Here is a 19,290-nt window from a genome sequence, read left to right as displayed (position 1 = left end):
GCGTCGCGTCCAAGGTCAGTGCCACAGTGCTCTCAGGGACTTCGCTGTCTCCGGGCCTGTCCGACCGTTAGCTGGTCCGGTCAAGAACGCGGCCGACGGCGGTGAGGTGCGGGAGTGAGGATCACCGCGAACATCTCCTGCAAGGCAGCGAGGTCATGGTCTTCGGCTGCGGCCCGGGACGCAGCGTCGTTGACCGCCCCGGTGATATGGGTCCAGTCCAACCACCAGCCGGCGGCTACCGCCAGACGATCGAAGAAGAAGCGCTGGGTGCGCCCGTTGCCCTCCCGGAACGGATGCAGATAGTTGACCTGATCATAGTGATAGGCCAACCGTTCGATGAACCGGTCCCGATTCAGGTGCTGCAGGTAGCGGTCCTGGCGGACCTGATCGAAGACGAAACCGGCCGAGCGGGTGATCATCGACACCGGCAGGAACGGCTGCGCCCCTGGGACCGTCTTGCGCAGATCCACGGTGCGAAGCTGCCCCGCCCAGGGATAGATGTCCTGGAACAGATGACGGTGAATGGCTTGCAGCTCAACCAGATCTCGGGTGGGCGCCGGTGGATGGCGCCATAGCTGCAGGGTGCGGACCGCCACCAGGTCGGCTTCCGCGGCGGCGAGCTCTACGGCGGTGCGCGCGCCGATCAGGTTGGTCAGGATCCCGGTGTGCGGGTCCAGATATGGGTCACGGTGCGGGCCGGGGGCCTCACTCAAGGCCGTAGCGGGCGCGCGTGCGCCGAACCAGCTCCTCGACCTCGAGCCCACCTTCGGCGAAACGATCCATCTCAGCACGGGTCGCTGTGGTGACGTGAAGTCCTTCCATGGCAGCACTGTGCACCACGGAAGCTACCTGCTGTGCCCGGTCCACTTCGAGGGCCGGTGGCAGAATGTGCTGCTGTGCCATGGAACCTCCCCGGTGGTGTGTTGGGCCGTGCTATGCGCTCTAGTCTACCAAGCGCCCCTGACCAGCATCTGGGGTCATACGCGCCGGGGACGCCAGCCTCGGTTGCGAAACGCACTCCCTGGCGCAGCATCCCTTTCCACGACGCCACCCCAGAAGCATGACCTGTAGAATTAATGGTAGATAGCTAGTTAGTGAGCGTGCTAGATAAATAGCTATTTAGCTAGATATCAATCAAGCTAACTAGACAGATGGCTTGATGGCCCTCAAGCTTGATAGCTTGAAAGCATGCAAACCCTCATGGTGTACAGCGAATCCGGTGGAGTCACTAAGACCACCACCGCCGTCTCCCTAGCAATGGTTGCCGCCGCCGAGGGACGTCGAGTCGTCCTCGTTGACCTCGACCCCCGCGCGGCCTCCACCAAGTGGTTTGGGGTGGAGCCCTCGGCGGAAGGAATGCACGTTGGGGCAATCCTGGGCGATGAGAACCCCGAAGGCTGGGCCGAAGACCTCGCGGTGCCCAGCGGTTGGCACCCCAACCTCCGGGTCATTCCCTCGGCCCGCAACGTCTCCAACCGCGAGGCCGACCGGGCCGATCACGCAGAGCTGCGGCTGAAGATCTCCCTGACCGGCCTGCAGGCGGATGTGGTGGTCATTGACTGCCCGAACCGGCAGGGTGGGCCGCTGACGCTGTCAGCGTTGAATGCGGCGGACACCGTGGTCTACGCCGCCACCGCCACCAGCGATGGCATCGACGGGGTGGACGGGGCGAGGCGCACGGTCGCCCAGTTCCGCCGGCACCGCCAGCAACTGGGCGCCCCGGACACGCTCACCGAGGCCGGCATCGTCGTCGGTGGGGTGAAGGAGACGATCATGAGCCGGGCGGCGGTGGCCAGTATCGAGGAGCTCCGTGCCACCGGGTTGTTCCTGGAGCCGTTGATCCCGGACCGGGCCATCGTCCAGGAAGTACGCATATCGGGGGAGTGGTACGGCCAATACCGCAAGGGCGCCCGGGTGCTGGAGGCCTACACCGCGATCGCGAAGAAGGTGCTGCGATGACCGATAAGCCCGAGCGTCCCGCCTCGCTGGCCCGCCGCCGGCCCCGCCCGGCACCGGATGAGCACATCGACCCGGTCGACTACACACCCCCAGCCCCCGCCACCCCCCAGCCCCCGGTGCAGCAGGTGCCATCCCCGCGGGTGCAGGCGTCACCGACGGCGGTCGCGCCCAAGCGTGGGCGGGGGCGGCCGCGCCGGGAACCCACGATCCAGCTCGGGGTGCGGGTGGCCCAGGACGTCTCCGACCTGATCGAGGAACTCACCGAACACGACGGCACCGCCCGGGCCGTGATCGAGAACGCCGTGCGCGCCTACGCCCAACAGCTCAACCGATAACACCGGCCCCCGAGGGGGGAGGGGAACGGCCGCGGGCGGCTTTCCCATGGTCCAGGACGAAGGAACCCGGCTCACCGTTGCTGGTGGGCCGGGTTCTCTCATTCTTTGGACAGGCGGCGGGATCCGGTGGGTGGTCCCATGGGTCTTCGAACGACGCGGGTGCCCGCGCACCTGCCGCAAGGAGCCAGGGCCAACCCCTAGCCGGGTCCGTTGTCGGGGGCCAAAGGGACGACCAGCGCTGTCCAGGCTGGACGCGGGGCGTCCCGGGGGCACCGTGACCGGGAACGGATCATCAGCCCGTCACCGGCTGCTCACCGTGCGGCGGGGCCACGGTGACAACCCCTGTGCACGAGCCCTGCCCCGAGACGTTCCCCGGTGATGCCACGGCCGTGACCGTCGGCATCAGACCCCACTGCCACGGATCATCCGGATAGGCCCGAGGGGGTGTCCGGGTGGGGGAGTGGGGTCTACTGGGCGGCGTAGTAGGCGTCCTTGACGGACTGGTGGATGCGGCCGCGGTCGGAGACCGGGTGACCGTTCTCCTTCGCCCAGGCCCGGATCTTCGCCGTCTCCGGGTTCCCACCAGTGGAGGAACGGGTCCCGGTGGCCCGGGTGGGCTTGGACTGGGCCCGCCGGCCGGCGGCGGCGTAGGGGCGCAGGGCCTCCCGCAGCTTCTCCGCGTTAGCGGTGGAGAGGTCGATCTCGTACTGCCGGCCGTCCACACCGAACTGGACGGTCTCATCAGCAGGACCACCCTCGAGGTCGTCCTCCAGAATGATTTGTACGCTCTGGGCCATCACAACACCTTTCCCTTAGTCTCGTCGTGTCTTTCACCGAAATGCACCCACGTCCCGGAATACCCGGGCCGACCCCCTTTCCCATGCTTCGGAGGAAGGAAGGATGTTGGAGATTGGCGTGAGCACACTCGCGCACCGATTACCCTACCGGGAAATTCCTCGTTCCCCATTGTCGCAGGGGGGCGATCTCCCGCTGCACCGGCGGTGGTGGGCTGGGTTTTTCCCTTCTGGCTACAGGCGACGGGAGAAAGTGGGTGAATCGGGGGATGTCTGCGATCCACTCCAGTAACCGCGCACCTTCCGAGAATGGCCAGGATCAACTCCCAGCTGGTGACGGTCCCATAGCGCCAAAGGGACTATGGGCGCGCGGCCGTCGACGCGGGGCGTCCCACAACACCGAGCTGAATAAATCCCTGCAGCGAGCCACCAGACAATCCGGCCAATTTTCTGAATTTCTGGGTCCTCGCTATGGCGGCGTAAGACCCACGTACCATCAGTTGCAGACGGGGCAGGGTTCATAGAACTTCAACGGTCTACCGCAGCTCAAGCACGGCGGCGGGGCGCATGGCCACTTGACGTGTCCCGCATTGACCCTTTTTGCAAGTTGGGGTGTGGGCATGGCAACCGCATTGTCAGGCACGTCCGGGCAGTACAGGCGGTAGGCCGCGAGCCGCTCTCTGGCTGCAGCGGCTTCAAGCTCATCCTCATTATCAATGGGGCCGCGGTTCTGTAGATCCAACCAGAAGTTGAACCCCGGGCCAACCCTCCCGGATCCCTTCTGCACGACAAGGGCAGTGACCGCCGGCAGGTTGCGTTCCTTGCACTCCTGAAGCACCCGGTAGAGCGGGTGCCTGATCCACCGCGGGAGCAAACTCGTGGTCAGTACCTTGGTGCTCTCGAACAGATGGTCGCCAAGTTCCTGGTAGGTGATGTGGCCGCCATACGTCGAAGCGACGGACTCGAGCTTAAGAATCGCCTGCTCGGCCCACAATTCTTTCGCTTCCTCGAAAGGAAACTGTTTCTCCCGGTGCGGTTCCCGCCATGTTCCCGGCAGCTGGCTCGTCATGTTCGTGTCCCCTCGACGACGACGGTGATGCCCACAGTCACGAATCTACTCCGGATACTTGGGGGGTCCTTGCTGAGGACGTGTGCACGGACGGAAACGCAAGGCCCTACGCTCTGCGTCCGGGAGCATCGTTGTAAGCGGATAGCTCAACGATGTTGCTTTTCTCTTCCGCACACAGAGGATTCAGGGCCCTTCATTATGGATGTGTGCGGCCGGTTGGTTGGCCTGCCTGTGAGGGACGTGCCGTTGATAAATATCACGCAGCTTCGGCGGCCGGGAAGAGATCAACGAGTACACCGTTTGAGGACACCAGGGACTCGAGCTGCTCCTGGGAGACCGGGGCGGAGGTCGAGAGGTCCGTATCTCCGAGTTCTGCCATGAACCCTGCTGGCTTGTTCCGCGGGATGACTAATCTCCACGAGCGGTTGCTCGCGTAGATCGCTACGCCATCACATCCGCGGTAATGCTGGGCTTCGATCACGAGTCGTGGGACACGAGGATCCACTCGTGGATCTTCAATCCCGTCGACCTCGAGCCGCACTTGGATGTGGGGTGCCCCTGGGGAGGGCTTAATGCTGATCGAGGGGAGATCCAGTTCAGCGGCCAGCCGCTGGCACCACAGGTCGTCATCGATAAAGTGCTGGGCTGTGCGGAGATCGCGTTCGATGGTCTCGCGGGACAGCGAAGTCCCAGTGACGATCGTGAGGAATTGTGCTGTCTGATCCGTGGGCTGGAGGAGGTGATACTTGTGCGCTGCGATGATGGCGGGCTGGAGGTCTATGACTCTACGTCGCTTGTCGGGTGCCGGCTTGATGACCAGCCAGATCAGGGCAGCGACCACTTCGGGCAGACTGTCAGGCAATCGCTCGAGAACCTGGTCCCGTGTTGCTTCAGGCTGCCGGTCCAGCCACCCATCTCCTGAACCTGGGCCTTGACCCTGGATCTTGGACACGGTGTCATTTCGGTTATGCCGCTTCCGGGAGCGTAGCGGAGGCGGCGGCTTCGTAGGCGTTCGGAGCGATGTTGCCGATCGCGCAGTTGCGCCTGCGGGTGTTGTAACGGTTCGCCCACCGGAACACGGCCCGGTATGCCGTCGGCGCGTCGGGGAACCCCGCCCGACCCTCGAGCAGCTCGCGTTTGAGGGCGGCGTTGAAGCTCTCGGCGAGGGCGTTGTCGGCCGAGGAACCGATCGCGCCCATCGACTGCGTCACGCCCAGGTCCGTGCAGAGCTGCGCGTAGGCCTTCGATGTGTAGACGGCGCCGTGGTCGGAGTGGAACACCGTCCCGACCAGGGAGCCGCGCTCGTGCCACGCGGCCTTCAGCGCGTCCTCGACGAGCTCGGTGCGCATGTGCCCGGCCATGCTCCAGCCGGCGAGCTTGCGTGAGCCCAGATCGATGCAGGACGCGAGGTAGAGGTTCGTGCCGTCGGCGATGGGCAGGTAGGTGATGTCGCCGACGTAGCGGCGGCACGGCGCGCCGATGCTGAAGTCGCGGCCGAGCAGGTCGGGGAACCGCCTGCCGGACTGGTCCGGGATGGTGGTCTTCACGTGCTTGCGCAACCGGATACCGGCCAGGCCGTGCTCGCGCATCACGCGGGCTACTCGCTTGTGGTTGACCCGATCGCCGGGCGTCGTGCCCTCGTTGAGGTCGGCCGTGACCCGGGGCGCGCCGTAGGCGCGGTCCCCGCCCTGGGCGGGATCCTGCAGCACCTGGATCCGCGCCACCAGCGCCGCGTCGGCCGCCGCTCTCGCTGCCCGTGTCGGCGCGGCGGCCAGCCACGCGTAGAACGACGACCGGGCGACCTCGACGACCTCGCACAACCGCTTCACGCCCCAGGCGTCCTTGTGGTCCTCGACGAACTGGAAGCGGTTCACCAGTTCGTCTCCCCGGCGAAATACTTCGCCGCCTGACGGAGGATGTCGCGCTCCTGCGCGAGCTTGTGGGCCTCGGCTTGCGCGGCGGCCAGCTCGGCTTCCAGCCTCCTGACCTTCGCCGCCTGCGACTCCGACCGCCCCGCGACCGGAGCGACCACCTCCCCGGTCCTCGTGGTCCCGGAGCCGAGCTTGTCGACCCACTCCTTCAACGAGCCCCGGGACACGCCCAGATCCGCCGCGATCCCCTTCAGCGTCGCGCCCGGCGTGGACTCGTACAAGTCCACCGCCCGGCGACGGAACTCGTCGGTGTAGTTCTTCCTTGCCATCCTTGGATTCTCGCTTCCCCAGCATCGTGCTGGATTCCGCGTGTCCAAGATCAGGGGTTAAGCCCCCCTGTCCCGACGAAGGGCACTAACCAGCGGGCCCACAGGTCATCAAGGTCGTCATCGGTGAGCTCGATGCGGTCGGGATTCAGGGCCGCGTCCAGTCTCAGATGGACGAAGGTGGTGGCGATCATCGCGAAGTTCCCCGCCGGCGCCAGCGGATTAACCCAGACCAGACGCGGATCAGTTTGGGCAGCGGCCCATCTTCGCAGGGCGTTGCGTGCTCGGACCCGGATGCGGGTTCCCGGCTTCCAGCGACGCGACGGCCTGTCCTCTGAGTTCTCCACTGTTTTGGAAGTGTCTGCTTCGGCCAGACTGAGGCGGATCACTTCCGCCAGGATTGAAGAGCCGGCGTCTGGGCTGCGCTGTGCTGTGGGCGCTCTGCCACTGAAGGCTTCGAGGAGCTCAATCATCGGATCGCTTCCGCCCATGGAACGGGTCCGCCACATCCGGGAGTACGTGTCGGTGCGGGGATCCCGGGCCAACTGCTCCCGTTCCAGTCGCTCCCACAGGGTGTCATCGGCTTGCTCGCTGGCCTCTGCGGAAGAGACCCCACCGGTGGAGGCTGCTGACACCGGTTCGGTGACGTCCATGACGAGATGGTGATGGAGCCAGGTGATCGCGCTGCCTAAGGGATTGTCGAGATCTTCTGCAGTTAGTTCGAAAGGACGATCGTTGCCACCACCTACCTGTGAGGACGTCAACGCTTGGGCAAGAGCTGCCGGGTCGTCGACGACAACCCGGTTAGAGATCACGTCGCCCTCAGCATCGACGAGCTCGACGAGTCGCCCGGAAATCGGCCCTTCGATCACCACCGTGTCCGCCGCGTCATGGGGACCCAAGACGTGATAGTCCGAGAAATCGCTCAGTAACCAGTTCTTCTCTGGCGCCGGGTTGGTGGTTATCTCAATTCGCCTATCACCCAGAGCCACCGCACGGAGGAGAGCCACCGGAGGTGCAGTGGGCTCCTCGTCGGGCTGGTAGGACAGTGCTGCCAGTTCCGTCAACGGGCGGTGGGCGGTGGTGGTGTCAGGCGGGAGGAACATCCGGGCGATGGTCGCTGAATCAACCGTTGTGAGTACGGCCATCTCGTAGTTCCCATGGTGACCGGCAGGGTGCAACAACGCCGCCCGGGAAAGATTGGCCGAGCCCGACAGCAGCCATGCTTGTGATCCAGCCACAACCCCGATCAGCTTGGCATGGACGAACTTCTCGGGCTGATAGAAAGACACCTCAATCGCGGCGCCGCTGGATTCCAGTCGCTGGCGCAGCTTCTCCCCGTTGACGCTGGTCTGCTTGGTGAGAAAAAGCCGGATGCGCTGGGGGCGGTAGTCATCGATCAGGCGCCCCAAAGCCTGCGCGTCGGCGTCAAAGAACGGAGCAGTCACTAGAAGCTCATCGGCATGACCAGCGATCCGGGGGCGGAGGCGGGCCAGTAATTGCTCCGCAATAGGGGTGTCGAGGTTGTGGATTAACGGAGATTCCGTCGACGAGGTGGCCGCGGGCATCGTGGACAGTTGTTCTTCGAGCGCGGTGAACCTTCCCGCCAGGGTGGTGTCAGCAATGCATGTTACGAGTCGACGGGTCCAGGACCTCCAGGTTGCGATAGCGGCATCACCCTGCGGGGTCCCGGCATAGAAGGCCGTGAAAACCTCTCGTCCGTTGTCGATGCCCCGGGTGGAGAGATTGCCCGAGCCCACCAGCAGGGTGACGTCGCCTCCCTGCACCGACAAATAGGTCTTGGGGTGGAAGACCGCCCCACCGGCTCTTACCCCGCGCAGCAGCCATCGGCGATTAACGGTCGACAGCGTCTCGATCCGCTCCGGAGGGATTCGAGCGAGACTCCGGGTAAGGCGATGCTGGTCGGCGAGGACCACCACGTTCAAGGGCGGAGTCCCTAGGCGGGGGAGGAGGAACTCGATGAACAGGTGGAGATCCAGGTTGTAGGTAGTGGCCCACAGTGCGGTGCAGCTACCTGTGAACAGTTCGGTGACAGGTTGAATGGTCTGCGCTAGAGACGAGGGTGTGTTCTGGTCGGTCACTGGAAGGTCTCCCCGACGAACATGTTGCCGGCACCGGTCAGGACGGCGTGGCCGGTTTTACCTTCGGCCCAGAATCCGAGGTCATGGGTGAGCAGGGCCAGGGGTTCGTTTCTGATGGCTGCCAGGGGGAATCGCAACCGATCCACCTCGCGGTCATAGAACCGCAGCAGACCATCCTCCCACCGGAAGCGGAAGGTGAACTCGGGCAGCTTCGAATAAGCAATGCGCTCATGCACCGGTAGCACGAAGGATGAGACCAGCCACCACAGCGTGTCTCCCATGCGTGGGTTGGTAGCAAGGTGGGACTCCAGGTCATTCGCCACGGCGGCCACGGAGGGCTGCCAGTCGGATCGGAGGTGGGAGGCCATCGCCCATCCCGCACCGGAACACGTCCGCATGCGCTGCACCAGCTCCAACAGGACGATCAGCCCCGACGTGGCCGAACTCGCCTTAGCCGTCCAGGAACGCAGCTCTTCCAGCGGCGCGGTGGCCACTTCCAGGGTAATGCCATCCTCTGCGGCCACAGACAGACCACCGGGAACGAGTTGCTGGAGAAGGCTGGAGGTTCGCTCCTCGGTAGCTAGCAGCGGCGGTCCCGACACCATGGCCTCTGCCATGTCTCTCGTCTCCTGCCAGGTGAGCCCTCGGTCAGCTACACGTGTGCGGGCTAAACCGCGGCGACAGAACTCAGCCCAGATCGAGCACAGTGCTTCCTGCCAGACGTCCTTGGCAATCAAGGCAGCCCACTGCCCTGCAACCACACGGTGATCCTCGCCCGTCACATCAACGGCGGACCACAGCGACTCCCGGTACTCCGCCTCACTAGAAACCAGGGTAGGACGAAGACGAACAATCACGTTGGGATGATCACGAACGATGCTGAGGTAGTGAGCCACGCTGCGACGGCGTTGAAGGACCGCCTCCGAGAGGCTCTGTTCCGTTCCAGAACTAACTTCTGCTTCCGAATCGGTGCCAAAAATAGCCGCGTGAATGGCGGCCCGTTCCTCGGATCGTCGGTCCAGTCCACACAGACAAGCGACCTCAGCCAGTTCATCGATGACCTCAACGGGAAGAGGCTCACCGGTCCTCATCCATTCCCGGTGGTAAGCGGTGTCCTGGACTGCAATGCGGAAGGCGTGGGCAAGGTTCGTTGCTCTTTCCGTCTGGCGCAGTACATCGATCGGGATGGGTTGGTCGCCCAGCAAGGTTCCCGAGCGTGCGACGATGCCGAAGTCCACGAGGGGGGATCTGTAGTACAGGCCGTATCCACCCAGGAAGCTATCCACTGACTTTCCGCGGTGGAACGGACCATTCTCACGTGCCAAAGATCCAAGCTTTCGGGCACCGACAGGGCTAGAACCGCAATTTCGGGGACATCGCTGGACGGCCAGTCCGAAGTCCCACTCCCGTTGCCTGATAAAACTGGACAGACTTCCCGGGTCCGCCCGGTGGTGTTGCTGGCGGTATTCCTCCAGAAGATAGGCATGGAAGGAGAAGTACCTGGCTCGCCGGGATAACTCCAGAAGCCCAGGCAACAGGAGCGGCATGAGGCGATCCTGCGTTGTGGTCTGTAAGCCCAGAGGATCCCGACCCTCCTTCAGCTGCAGCGAAGAAGCCAGCCACCGCGGTACAGATTCCATATCTGCGGTTCCGGCCGTCGCCTGAGGCATCATCATTGACTCAGGCTAAGGCACAGCGATGCGCATGAGGCAGGCACGGGTTCCGACGTAGGTTGTCAGATAACTGTGGGGCGGGTTCAGCAACCGCGGAAAACCCGGGGCAGTCCCCTCCTGAGTCGAAGTAGTGGTGAGTCCTTCGAGCGACTCCTTCTCGGCCTGCCCTAAGTGGCTTCCACGCATTGAAACCTCCGTCGTCCAGGACGGTGATCTCGTTAGTAAGGACCAGGTGTCGGGTCGCCAGGGATTTCAGCGACACACGGGCGATCTGCGCGGTATCACCGCCGGACCCCGGGCAGAAGCGAGTGAGTATGTCTCGTGCAAACGTCAACCGCTACTCATCTCGTACGCCCACGCTCAATCAGCTTCTTGATTTGGGCGTCGTAGACGTAGTCAACAATCTCACCAGACATGATCATGTGGATTGCCTGATTGATTACGGTTCGTGGCGCGACGAACCACTCAGAGGGGTCATAGCTTCGCCCTTTGGTATCAATTTGGGTGATGTCAAGCCGCACCGAGGCGAAGACTTGGTGTAGCAGATGCTCTAGGGCCGACGGCTTGAGATTGTACGTGCGGTAATCCTCGACAATCTTGACGGGAGCCATCAGATACGTCGGTTGCTTGGCTGCGTTCACGAGCCTTTGCTCCACACTTGTGGTTGTGAACCCGATCTTATGCAGGTCTGGGATGCCAGCGATTTGGGGATCGTCGCTCAACGACCGGAGCACATAAATGTGCCCACTTTCCTTGTCTGCATCGTTGACTTCGCCCGCATCGTGGCCAGTGCGGGCGAGAGCCTGACCCTCCTGCTCATGTAGACGGATTGATAGGGACTGTCGATACATTGACGACTCGGTTCCGTTTTCGAAGATAACACGCAGCCGTTGTTTCTGCTCTTGCTTTCCTCCGACCAGTTTGTAGGTCGTGTCTCCGACCTCAGCCACGAATAGCATGACCCCGTTGAGGACAAAGAAGTTGCCTTCCTCGATTGTTTGCACGCCTGGGAACGGGATCAGTCGGAAAGCACCATCAGCAAGCTCGGAATGCTTCGCCTTGAATAGCGGCTCGAACGCATCGAACCCGACCGCTTTTTTTCGCTTCGCGATTGAATCAGGTGATTCCGGTGTTTTCCGCTGGGGCAGCTCGGAAACATCCAGGAGTCCTGACTCGTCACCAAGTAGGTCTAGTTCGTCCCCATCTAGCAGATCATCGATTGTCGCCGGCGTCTGAGGTATCTCCAGTAGCCCGAACTCGTCAAGGTGTTTGAGGGTGGCGATTTTCTTTTCGTCGGCAAGGATACCGTCGAGTCGCGCGCCGAGCTTGCGTTCGGCGATTTCCCTGGTCGTGGAACTGGGGATCCGATCATGGGTGCGCCGGAACTCTATGATTTCCAGGAATGCACGCTCCAGCCGGTCGTTGGAGGTGACTTTTTTCGGCTTCTCTGGAACGTCGAGCAAGCCGTCGGCGTCGGCGTCGATCAGCGATTGCATGTCCATCTGCGGTTTCATGAAGTCGACGGCAGACACTTCGCTCTCAGGTGTGGTCATGATTCACCAGGCATCTGGGTCGCCCGCTGCTCCGCAAGGTGTTGCTGCTTTCTCCTTTGGAGAAACAGCAGCGCTTCGGCATAGCGCTTCTCAGTCGCATGGTCCGAGCGGACGTTTGGTTTACGGCCATGAACCTTCACCCAGTTCTGAATCCTCGGGAACAGCGCGAATGCTTCCTCCTCAGTGATCTCCACCCGGGTTGCCGTAATTGCATCAGAAATGATCCTCAGGACGTTCGGCGTTACCGACTTCGACATGACCTCGAAGGCTCGCTGGAACGGATTCACGGAGTCGATCAGGTTGATGTTGATGTCGTCGATGTTGACAAACTTTTCCGCCATCTTGATGAACCGTTTGTCGCCGACCTCGCGAACTTCACTGTTCTTGATGACCGAGTCCACGACGACTTGTTGCCGAATTTCCTCAACCTGCGACTCGTCCAGGTCCGGATAGCGCTCACGAATGATCTTAGGGATTAGGACCTTGTTCGTCGTCTCGGGGTCGACGCATCCTGCTGCGGCTTTCGCGAAAGTGTCGTCTTGCAGGATCGTGGCCTTCAGGTCGTTGAGGTCGGTCTCGACAATCTGTTTTACCCGCGCGGTCGACGGCTCTTTGAAGCCCTTGATTTTGATTGCTCCCGGCTCTGGCGAGTCATCGTTGCCGCGCTTGGTCTTAAACGTGAAGTTCTGCGCCAGGACCTGCTCCATCAGCAGCGACGCGGTGATGGCCTTGAGCATGTTGTTAACCGACACCTTCACCTCGCTTTGGGATGCGTCAGGCTCGGCGATGAGGTTGGTGAACTGCGCGTGCTCCTTGCCTGGGCTATCGCGGGTGACCCGACCGATGATCTGGATAACCTCGGTCAGCGACGCCCGATAGCCGACTGTGAGGGCGTGCTCGGCAAACGGCCAGTCGAATCCTTCCTTTGCCATTCCCAGCGCGATGATGATGTCCACTCCATCGGGGTCTTTCGAGGCGACCGTGGAGAGATAGTGCAGGGTTTCGGCGCGCTTTTTCTGGTCCGCATCGTCGACCAGGTCCGCCACCCGAAGGATCTTACCGGTGTCGGCGCGGCGGATCCGGATAATTCCGGTATCTTCGATCCCGACGACCTCACCGATGGAATCGATGATGAATCCGACCTCTTCGATCTTGTCCTTCGTGGACTCACCCGAGTTCACGTTCGGGATGTGGACGATGGTCTTCTTGTCGAGGTCAAGAACTTCGCCTATCGCGTCGGTGTACCGGCCCTGGTAGAAGTGGTGGCCGATGCCGAGCGACTTGAGATGCTCATATCCGTTGAGCTGGTCGTAGTAGTTGAACGTGACTGACGTGAACTTCGCCTCGTCATTGGCAGAGAGCACGGGGACGGAGTCGCCGCGGAAGTAGGAACCCGTCATGGCGACGATGTGCACGTCGGAGCCGTTCATGACGTCACTCAACAGAGCCCCGAGCCGGCTGGCTTCGGTGTCGGCGGAGACGTGGTGGAACTCGTCGATTGCGAGCACTGTTCTGTTGAACGCTTCGGGAGCAATTTTCTCGAACGCGAACCGCAATGTGGCGTGCGTGCAGACCAGGGTTGCGTCCGGGCCTTCAAGGAACTCGACGAACGCGGCGACCTTGCCCACGGAGGACCCCGGTGTGCAGAGGTTGTGTTCGGGTTTGATCTCCCAGTCGGCGAAGAACCCATGCGCGGTAAGGTTTGTGGAGGAGAACGACGCGCCGATCGACCGCTCTGGCACCGTGACGATGACCTTCTTGCGGCCCTGGTTGTAGAGCTTGTCCAGCGCCACGAACATGAGCGCCCGCGACTTGCCCGACGCCGGCGGTGCCTTGACGAGTAGATGTTGAGCGTCGCGCTTGGCGAAGACGCGCTGCTGCATCTCCCGCATTCCCATCGCGTCGGTGTTCACCGACGCGCGCGTGCGGGCGTACGTCACATCAATAACATTGAGTGGCTTGTTCATTCCTTGCTCCCCTTCGAGGCTTCTGCTTCCGTCATCGCCTCATACATCGCGAAGAGGTCCGACAATCTTTGCTCATCCAACTCATAGCCATGCTTTGAGTAGATCGAGTCCACCAGTGCGTCCACTTCAGAGTGCGCGGCCCGAAGATCCGCAGGCATGAGATCGGGGTCGTAGAGTTCGGCGAGAGTTCGCTCGCAGTGATACTCGCGCACATCCAGTACCCGCAACGCCGCCGCAGTCAATCGCTCCTTCACCGCGTCAGAAAGCGGCGGCACCGGGAAGTTGTTGTAGACGATATACGCCCCGTACCGAATCCTGGTTTCCAACTGTCCCGCGACTGCCCTGGTCCAGATGTTATGCATCCGCGAAGTGAGCAGGGAAAAGAGCCAAGGCTCCGCGGCGTACACCGCATTTGCCAGATCCGAAATGATCGTGTCCGTATCGAGAAACCCGATAGGAATATACTCACGACGCTCGGAAGAGACGCGTGGCACGATAATCGATTCTGTTGGCCTATACGAGATCTGCTTAAACCGATTCGGGAATGCCGCGTAATTAGCGGTGGTCGCTGCGACACTCTCACTTCGCCACTGCGCAACAGCTTCGAGACGTTTGGCGATCGGGGCAATGGCTTGTGCCTCCCCCAGTTCGCGGTCGGTGATCCACATGCAGTACCGCTCAATGTCATTAATGAATTCAGTCGAACCGACATAGCGTTTTACGAACTTCTCCGCGGCAGGGGCGACAGTCAGAAGGTCACCGTGCTCGCCCGCATCGAGCACCAAGTGTCCACCATGCCTTCGGCATCGAACCGAGAACCATACGTGGCAACGATGCACTAAGTGCGCGCGTCCGACGGTAGATGAATACTGAAGGCGCATCAGCGAGGTAACCATTAATGTTTGTTGCCTCAATCTGAAGTCCGTCGGTGTAAATGTACTTAGCCCCCGGGCCGGTGCCACGCAGGTTGACGACGACGACAGTCACCCCCGCGTTGCGTTTGGCGTTGTTCTCCCACTTAAACGAGGTGTAGGCGTACCCGATTTCTATGCCTATTTCGAAGATCATCGGGAACATCAGGCCGACATGCTCACCTTGGGTAATCGAGTTTGTCGCGACGAACGCCAGTTCAGCTTTCGTTCCCTTGATATAGTCGGCGCCCTTGACGAACCAAAGCGCGATGTAGTCGAGGTCTTTGGAATAAGGTCGCTTTCCGAAAACGAACGGGTAATCGCTTTTCATCTGCTTACTTTGAGATTTTCCGCCCTTGTAGGGCGGGTTCCCGATAAGGTAGATTTCCTCGTGCCCATTGTTCGAGCAGACGGTTTGCCAATCGACGCGGGTGGCGTTGCCCTGCTGGATCTGCCCGGTCTCCCTAAGAGGAATCAGTGGAAGTTCCACACCGAACTTTTGGAGGAACTCGACATTCATCTGGTGCTTGGCGATCCACAGGGAGAGAATCGCAACCTCTACTGCAAAGTCGTCGATCTCGATGCCATAAAAATGCTCGATATCGATTCGCGAGCCCAATCCTGTCTGCTGATGATAACCCTTGTGCAGTTCACGAATGCGTTCCAAAATCGCGTGCTCCAGTCGGCGCAACTCTTTGTACGCGATGACAAGAAAGTTCCCCGAGCCACATGCTGGATCGAAAACCTTGATCTCGCTGATGCGCTCCAGTAGCGCGACGAGCTTTTTCTCGGAGCCATAAGCGCTGTCGAACTCCTCTTTTAGACCGTCGAGGAAGAGCGGCTCGATGGTCTTGAGGATGTTCGGCACCGAGGTGTAGTGCTGCCCCAGGTCGGAGCGCTTGCCCGGGGTGACGATTGCTTGGAACATCGATCCAAAAATATCGGGGTTGATTTCACGCCAAATCAACGTCCCCGATTGAATCAACAGATCCCGGGCCTTCTTTGTGAAAGCCGGAACCACATTCTTGGAATCCATGGTGAACAGTCGGCCGTTGACGTACGGGAAAGCGGACAGATGGACAGGTTTGTCGCTGGCATGCTCAGTGTCAAGTGCGGTGAAGAGCGTGGTGAGGAACTCAGCGACGTCAGAGCCGTCTGGCTGAGTATGGGAGCCGATGGCGTTGGTGAATTGGCTCTCGGTGAAGATTCCGGTGTCTTCGGCGAAGAAGCAGAACAGCAACCTGGTGAAAAAGACGTTTAGCGCATGACGCCCGGTCGGCGCGTCAAGCAGGTGCGGGTTGGCGGTCACCAGCTCGTCGAAGAGCTTGCCCATTCGCTCTGCAGCTTTGACATCCGCGTGAGCTTCGGCAACATACTGCGCTTTTTCCATGCCTGCCCAAGGCAGGAAAAACGTGAAATGCTTGTCGATCTCCCGGATGGGGATCATGAGATTTTCGCCGGTTTTTGTGTCAACGGCGAGCAATTCGGTGTAGTCGGTGACGATGACGAAGCGGGTGTTGTATCGCACCACGGTTGGCGAGGTCCGCAACTCCTCGATCACCGCAAGCGGGTCGCCTGTTGTTTCGTGGTAGTAGACGATGTTTTTTTGTGCCACCTCGCACGTGGTGTCGTCGGCGACGTTAAGTGAACCGTTGCGAAGCCGCGTGACGTTGCCCTGAGACCGGCCATAAGCGAGCAGCAACTTGAAGAGGAATTCGCGATCGTATGACTCGCGTCCGCCCAGCGGGGCGACTCGATCCTCGATTGCTTTGAGGTTGAGTTTTACCACGCCGCTCCTTCTGCCGCGTCCTTCACCGCATTAGCGGTCACCAACGTTAATCCATTCATGCCTGCGGTCCCCGTTCCGACGATGCCGCGCCGCCCCCGCGCACCCAATCATCGACCTCGCTGACCTGGAACTTCCACAGGCGGCCAATCTTGTGGGCCGGCATGCCCTTGTCGGCGATCCACACGTAGACCGTGTCCTTTGTCACCCCGAGATGGGTAGCGATATCTTCAGCCGACAACCAAGATTCCTTCACGGGTGCCCTCCCTCTGCTTGCGCGCCCGGAAGCGGGCTCAAACCCTGATCCTAATGGGTTACCACCGGTCAAACTGGACTTAACCGGCCCTTCACAGATGAGCATGGGTGGGCGTCTTTCCCCACGGCCGGTGACCGCTGGCGGCGAGCAGGGCGCGTAGCCGGTAGTTGTCGAAGTTGCGGAACCCGCGGGCCTCGCGGCGCATCGTCTCGATCACGCCATTGATCGCCTCGGTGGGGCGGTTCGAGGCGCCGGCGGTGTCGAAGTAGGCCAGGATCGCGGACCGCCACCGCCGCAGGGTCCGGCCCAGGCGGGTGATCTCGGGAATCGGGCAGCTGGGGAACGCAGCGAGGATCTCGGCGACGAGCCGGCGTCCTTGTTCGGGCCGGGCGTGGTAGACGGCGCGCAGCTCCTGGTAGCGGTGCTAGGCCTGGGTGACCTCCTGGTGCGAATTTTCGGCCGCCAGCTTCGCGTTCAAGCGGGTGATCTGCTTGGCGTGAGTTGTTCGGCGCCGATCTACAGGGTCCGGCGGATTCCGTACAAGGGTTCGCCGGCCCGGCCGCGGTAGCCCAGGGTGTCCTGCTGCAGGCGGCGACGCACCTCGACGACGACCTGTCCGCCGAGCTTGACCAGATGGAACGCGTCGAGCACTGTGATGGCCTCCGGGAGCTCGTCGCGGATGGCGTCGCCGTAGGCGACGCCGGTGCGGCCCTTGATCAGGTCCAGCAACCTGGCTTGGGGTCGGCCGTCCTCGCTGCGGGAGTAATCCACGATGGCGGTGACCAGCCCGGCTCCGGGCGCCCCCACGTGGCGCCAGACGTGCTCGTCCACACCCAGGGCATTCACCCCGGCCAGCTGGTCCCCGGCGGCCAGCTGACCCTCGATGACCGGGGCGAGGGCGTGCCAGACAGTGTTCCAGGCGACCCCGAGCATGTCCGCCAGTGCCGAGACCGCGATGTCGTGGGAGCGCAGCTGGGTCATCGCCTAGGCGATCGAGCGGGTGGTGAGCTTGTCCTGCGGCGCCGCCAGCTGGTGGATCTCGCTGAAGGTTGTCGTCTGGCAGGCATCCTCCTGGCACCGGTGGACCCGCTTGCGCCACACCACGCGCAGCGGCCTCCGGCGCAGGGCAGGTCGTGCGGGAGCACCTTCCGGCGGCCATGACCGGTGGCGAGCACACCGCAGCCCGGGTAACCCACCAAGGACGGCACGGTCTCCACCACCAGGGTGAACGAGCCTGGCCCCCGGTCCCTGGGCATGACGTGGACGTCGGGCAGGTCGAAGAGTGCGCACGCGGGCGCGCAGAAAGCGTGAGACACATCGAGGCCTTCATGGATCAGGTTGCTTGGTCGCTACCCATCCTGGAGGGCTCGACCTCTACCCAGGCCTCACAACACGCGCTCCGGAACGCCCCCGCACCTGGCTACCCATGCTCATCTGTGAAGGGCCCAACATAGGGCCTGCGTCACCGGCGGAACGACAGCTGCCATCCGTTCGTCGGGAACAAAAGCTGCGCCAAGATTTTAAAAAGAGCCAACCGTCAAAGTCCCTAAAAGTAGGGGCCACTAGATTTTACGAATACCCGCGGCCTCCAAGCGTGACCGCAACTCCCCAGCAAATTTCTTGTCGACATTTGCGCAGTAAGCATAATGTCCCCACATGTAACTCATAAATTCCAGGTCAGAATCAAAGTTGCGCGAAACGGAATGTTTAAAAATTCCAAACTTTTCCAAGCTATACAAATGGGCACGTAAGGTTTTTTTGTAGCTTTTGTTCAACCAAACATTTTCTTGACCCACACACAAACCCAGCATCTTGAATTCTCTTACATTGGGGAAAATTTTGGTTTTTCGAGAATTCGTCACAAAACCTGATTGCAACAGGGCTTTACGTAAATCATGGTAAATTGACGTGCATTTTGATCTAGAAAGAGGTACTGGTGAAGAAAAAGTAATATCGTCAGCGTACCGAGTAATCACGCCGCCCCACTTGTGGCTGATCGCTGATAACTTTTCATCCAAATCGGCGCAGACCATGTTGGATAATTTACCGCTGGTGGACGCGCCTTGGGGTAGGTATCCTGGGTCTAAAATTTCATAAACCAACCCGTCTTCGACGAACTGTCTGAGTGTGACGGTGTGTCCGACGGTGGAAATTAAGGCCATTTCCAAGGACAAAAGTTCAGGATATCCTAAATTATGAAAAACCGAATAGATTTGTTTAGACGCAACCGAAGTGAAGAAGTCACGGACATCAACATGAATCATTGCTCTGGCCCCAACATGCTGACCAGCTGCCGCAAGCGTATTGCGTCCCGTTTCAAATGCGAAAGATAGTTCAGAGGCCGGCGCTGTGGGAAGGCAATTATGCAAAATTGTCTTTTGCAATGACTTTAACTGGGGAGAAGGTTCATAAATAGTCCTGTATCCACTCCCTGATTTTTTCTTTATTCTTCTGGATTTATAGTGCGCTTGATGATTAAAAATTACATCACGCGCATCTTTATGTGCCACCTTTGCTACAACGCAAAGGTGAGTAAGGGTGTATATGGGAGATACACCAAACTTTGAGCAATCATGGTTTACTTTTTGGATTTCTCGAAAAAGATTACGAGAGCCTCCCCTGTTGCTCAACTCTTTACTATAAACGTGGGGTGAAACATTCCCTACCATTGATTTCCCTCATGCCGGC

18 protein-coding genes are annotated in these 19,290 nt (G+C 60.8%); 2 read left to right on the top strand and 16 right to left on the bottom strand.

Going from position 1 to position 19,290, the window contains the following annotated elements; translation table 11 throughout:
* Nucleotides 1-80 precede the first annotated feature (80 nt).
* Both CRM73_RS01915 and CRM73_RS01910 read right to left on the bottom strand, forming a co-directional pair.
* Nucleotides 81-713, bottom strand: coding sequence for a Fic family protein (locus tag CRM73_RS01915; protein WP_229586625.1), 633 nt, complete (start codon nucleotides 711-713; stop codon nucleotides 81-83).
* Nucleotides 706-903, bottom strand: a complete 198-nt coding sequence (locus CRM73_RS01910) for an antitoxin VbhA family protein (RefSeq protein ID WP_229586624.1) — start codon at nucleotides 901-903, stop codon at nucleotides 706-708. The genes CRM73_RS01915 and CRM73_RS01910 overlap by 8 nt, the downstream gene beginning before the upstream one ends.
* A 285-nt stretch (nucleotides 904-1,188) precedes the next feature.
* Here CRM73_RS01910 and CRM73_RS01905 point away from each other — a divergent pair, with 285 nt between their 5' ends.
* Both CRM73_RS01905 and CRM73_RS01900 read left to right on the top strand, forming a co-directional pair.
* The gene (locus CRM73_RS01905; RefSeq protein ID WP_229586622.1) at nucleotides 1,189-1,959 is read left to right on the top strand and encodes a ParA family protein; all 771 of its coding nucleotides are present in this window, start codon (nucleotides 1,189-1,191) and stop codon (nucleotides 1,957-1,959) included.
* Complete coding sequence (locus CRM73_RS01900) at nucleotides 1,956-2,294, top strand: hypothetical protein (RefSeq protein ID WP_229586621.1); 339 nt, start codon at nucleotides 1,956-1,958, stop codon at nucleotides 2,292-2,294. Before CRM73_RS01905 ends, CRM73_RS01900 begins: the two co-directional genes overlap by 4 nt.
* 467 nt (nucleotides 2,295-2,761) lie before the next feature.
* Here CRM73_RS01900 and CRM73_RS01895 read toward each other — a convergent pair whose 3' ends face one another.
* The 14 genes from CRM73_RS01895 to CRM73_RS01835 form a co-directional block, all read right to left on the bottom strand.
* Nucleotides 2,762-3,091, bottom strand: a complete 330-nt coding sequence (locus tag CRM73_RS01895; protein ID WP_229586620.1) for an Lsr2 family protein — start codon at nucleotides 3,089-3,091, stop codon at nucleotides 2,762-2,764.
* Between the two features lie 493 nt (nucleotides 3,092-3,584).
* Nucleotides 3,585-4,157: a hypothetical protein gene (locus CRM73_RS01890; RefSeq protein WP_229586619.1), complete on the bottom strand. Its 573-nt coding sequence runs from the start codon at nucleotides 4,155-4,157 to the stop codon at nucleotides 3,585-3,587.
* Between the two features lie 256 nt (nucleotides 4,158-4,413).
* Entirely contained in the window at nucleotides 4,414-5,109 is a 696-nt protein-coding gene (locus tag CRM73_RS01885) for a hypothetical protein (protein ID WP_229586618.1), read from the bottom strand.
* A gap of 13 nt (nucleotides 5,110-5,122) precedes the next feature.
* Nucleotides 5,123-6,357, bottom strand: a protein-coding gene (locus tag CRM73_RS01880) for an IS3 family transposase (RefSeq protein WP_229586617.1) whose coding sequence is annotated in 2 segments (ribosomal slippage) — nucleotides 5,123-6,048 and nucleotides 6,048-6,357 — 1,236 coding nt in all. Because the reading frame shifts where the segments join, the coding sequence is not laid out codon by codon here.
* Nucleotides 6,358-6,407: 50 nt separating this feature from the next.
* A complete protein-coding gene (locus CRM73_RS01875) occupies nucleotides 6,408-8,456 on the bottom strand; it encodes a phospholipase D-like domain-containing protein (protein ID WP_229586616.1) in 2,049 nt (682 codons plus the stop codon).
* On the bottom strand, nucleotides 8,453-9,694 hold the full coding sequence (locus tag CRM73_RS01870; RefSeq protein WP_229586615.1) for a hypothetical protein: 1,242 nt from the start codon (nucleotides 9,692-9,694) through the stop codon (nucleotides 8,453-8,455). The genes CRM73_RS01875 and CRM73_RS01870 overlap by 4 nt, the downstream gene beginning before the upstream one ends.
* Nucleotides 9,695-10,470: 776 nt before the next feature.
* A complete protein-coding gene (locus CRM73_RS01865) occupies nucleotides 10,471-11,682 on the bottom strand; it encodes a GIY-YIG nuclease family protein (RefSeq protein WP_229586613.1) in 1,212 nt (403 codons plus the stop codon).
* Nucleotides 11,679-13,649, bottom strand: coding sequence for a DEAD/DEAH box helicase (locus CRM73_RS01860; RefSeq protein ID WP_229586611.1), 1,971 nt, complete (start codon nucleotides 13,647-13,649; stop codon nucleotides 11,679-11,681). The genes CRM73_RS01865 and CRM73_RS01860 overlap by 4 nt, the downstream gene beginning before the upstream one ends.
* Nucleotides 13,646-14,431 carry a type IIL restriction-modification enzyme MmeI gene (locus tag CRM73_RS01855; protein ID WP_229586609.1) on the bottom strand — a complete coding sequence of 262 codons (786 nt, stop codon included), beginning with the start codon at nucleotides 14,429-14,431 and terminating at the stop codon, nucleotides 13,646-13,648. Before CRM73_RS01855 ends, CRM73_RS01860 begins: the two co-directional genes overlap by 4 nt.
* Nucleotides 14,406-16,349, bottom strand: a complete 1,944-nt coding sequence (locus CRM73_RS19845) for a DNA methyltransferase (protein ID WP_229586607.1) — start codon at nucleotides 16,347-16,349, stop codon at nucleotides 14,406-14,408. The genes CRM73_RS01855 and CRM73_RS19845 overlap by 26 nt, the downstream gene beginning before the upstream one ends.
* A 55-nt stretch (nucleotides 16,350-16,404) precedes the next feature.
* Nucleotides 16,405-16,602 carry a helix-turn-helix domain-containing protein gene (locus CRM73_RS01845; protein WP_229586606.1) on the bottom strand — a complete coding sequence of 66 codons (198 nt, stop codon included), beginning with the start codon at nucleotides 16,600-16,602 and terminating at the stop codon, nucleotides 16,405-16,407.
* A 91-nt stretch (nucleotides 16,603-16,693) separates the two neighbouring features.
* Nucleotides 16,694-17,011, bottom strand: a complete 318-nt coding sequence (locus CRM73_RS19625) for a transposase (protein WP_255662308.1) — start codon at nucleotides 17,009-17,011, stop codon at nucleotides 16,694-16,696.
* Nucleotides 17,012-17,118: 107 nt separating this feature from the next.
* Nucleotides 17,119-17,583, bottom strand: a complete 465-nt coding sequence (locus CRM73_RS19620) for a transposase (RefSeq protein ID WP_255662300.1) — start codon at nucleotides 17,581-17,583, stop codon at nucleotides 17,119-17,121.
* A gap of 581 nt (nucleotides 17,584-18,164) precedes the next feature.
* Nucleotides 18,165-19,232, bottom strand: a complete 1,068-nt coding sequence (locus CRM73_RS01835; protein WP_229586605.1) for a reverse transcriptase family protein — start codon at nucleotides 19,230-19,232, stop codon at nucleotides 18,165-18,167.
* Nucleotides 19,233-19,290: the final 58 nt, after the last annotated feature.

It is taken from the genome of Kocuria sp. CCUG 69068 (assembly GCF_020833785.1).
Classification (GTDB): Bacteria; Actinomycetota; Actinomycetes; order Actinomycetales; family Micrococcaceae; genus Kocuria; species Kocuria rosea.
The sequence above is the reverse complement of the archived record's forward strand: the minus strand, read 5'-3'. Positions and strand labels throughout refer to the sequence as shown.

What these genes read in the sequence shown, in the direction of transcription:
- CRM73_RS01895 (WP_229586620.1), bottom strand. Translation starts at nt 3,091, where the DNA reads ATGGCCCAGAGCGTACAAATCATTCTGGAGGACGACCTCGAGGGTGGT.
- CRM73_RS01890 (WP_229586619.1), bottom strand. Translation starts at nt 4,157, where the DNA reads ATGACGAGCCAGCTGCCGGGAACATGGCGGGAACCGCACCGGGAGAAA.
- CRM73_RS01860 (WP_229586611.1), bottom strand. Translation starts at nt 13,649, where the DNA reads ATGAACAAGCCACTCAATGTTATTGATGTGACGTACGCCCGCACGCGC.
- CRM73_RS01910 (WP_229586624.1), bottom strand. Translation starts at nt 903, where the DNA reads ATGGCACAGCAGCACATTCTGCCACCGGCCCTCGAAGTGGACCGGGCA.
- CRM73_RS19620 (WP_255662300.1), bottom strand. Translation starts at nt 17,583, where the DNA reads ATGACCCAGCTGCGCTCCCACGACATCGCGGTCTCGGCACTGGCGGAC.
- CRM73_RS01905 (WP_229586622.1), top strand. Translation starts at nt 1,189, where the DNA reads ATGCAAACCCTCATGGTGTACAGCGAATCCGGTGGAGTCACTAAGACC.
- CRM73_RS01865 (WP_229586613.1), bottom strand. Translation starts at nt 11,682, where the DNA reads ATGACCACACCTGAGAGCGAAGTGTCTGCCGTCGACTTCATGAAACCG.
- CRM73_RS01900 (WP_229586621.1), top strand. Translation starts at nt 1,956, where the DNA reads ATGACCGATAAGCCCGAGCGTCCCGCCTCGCTGGCCCGCCGCCGGCCC.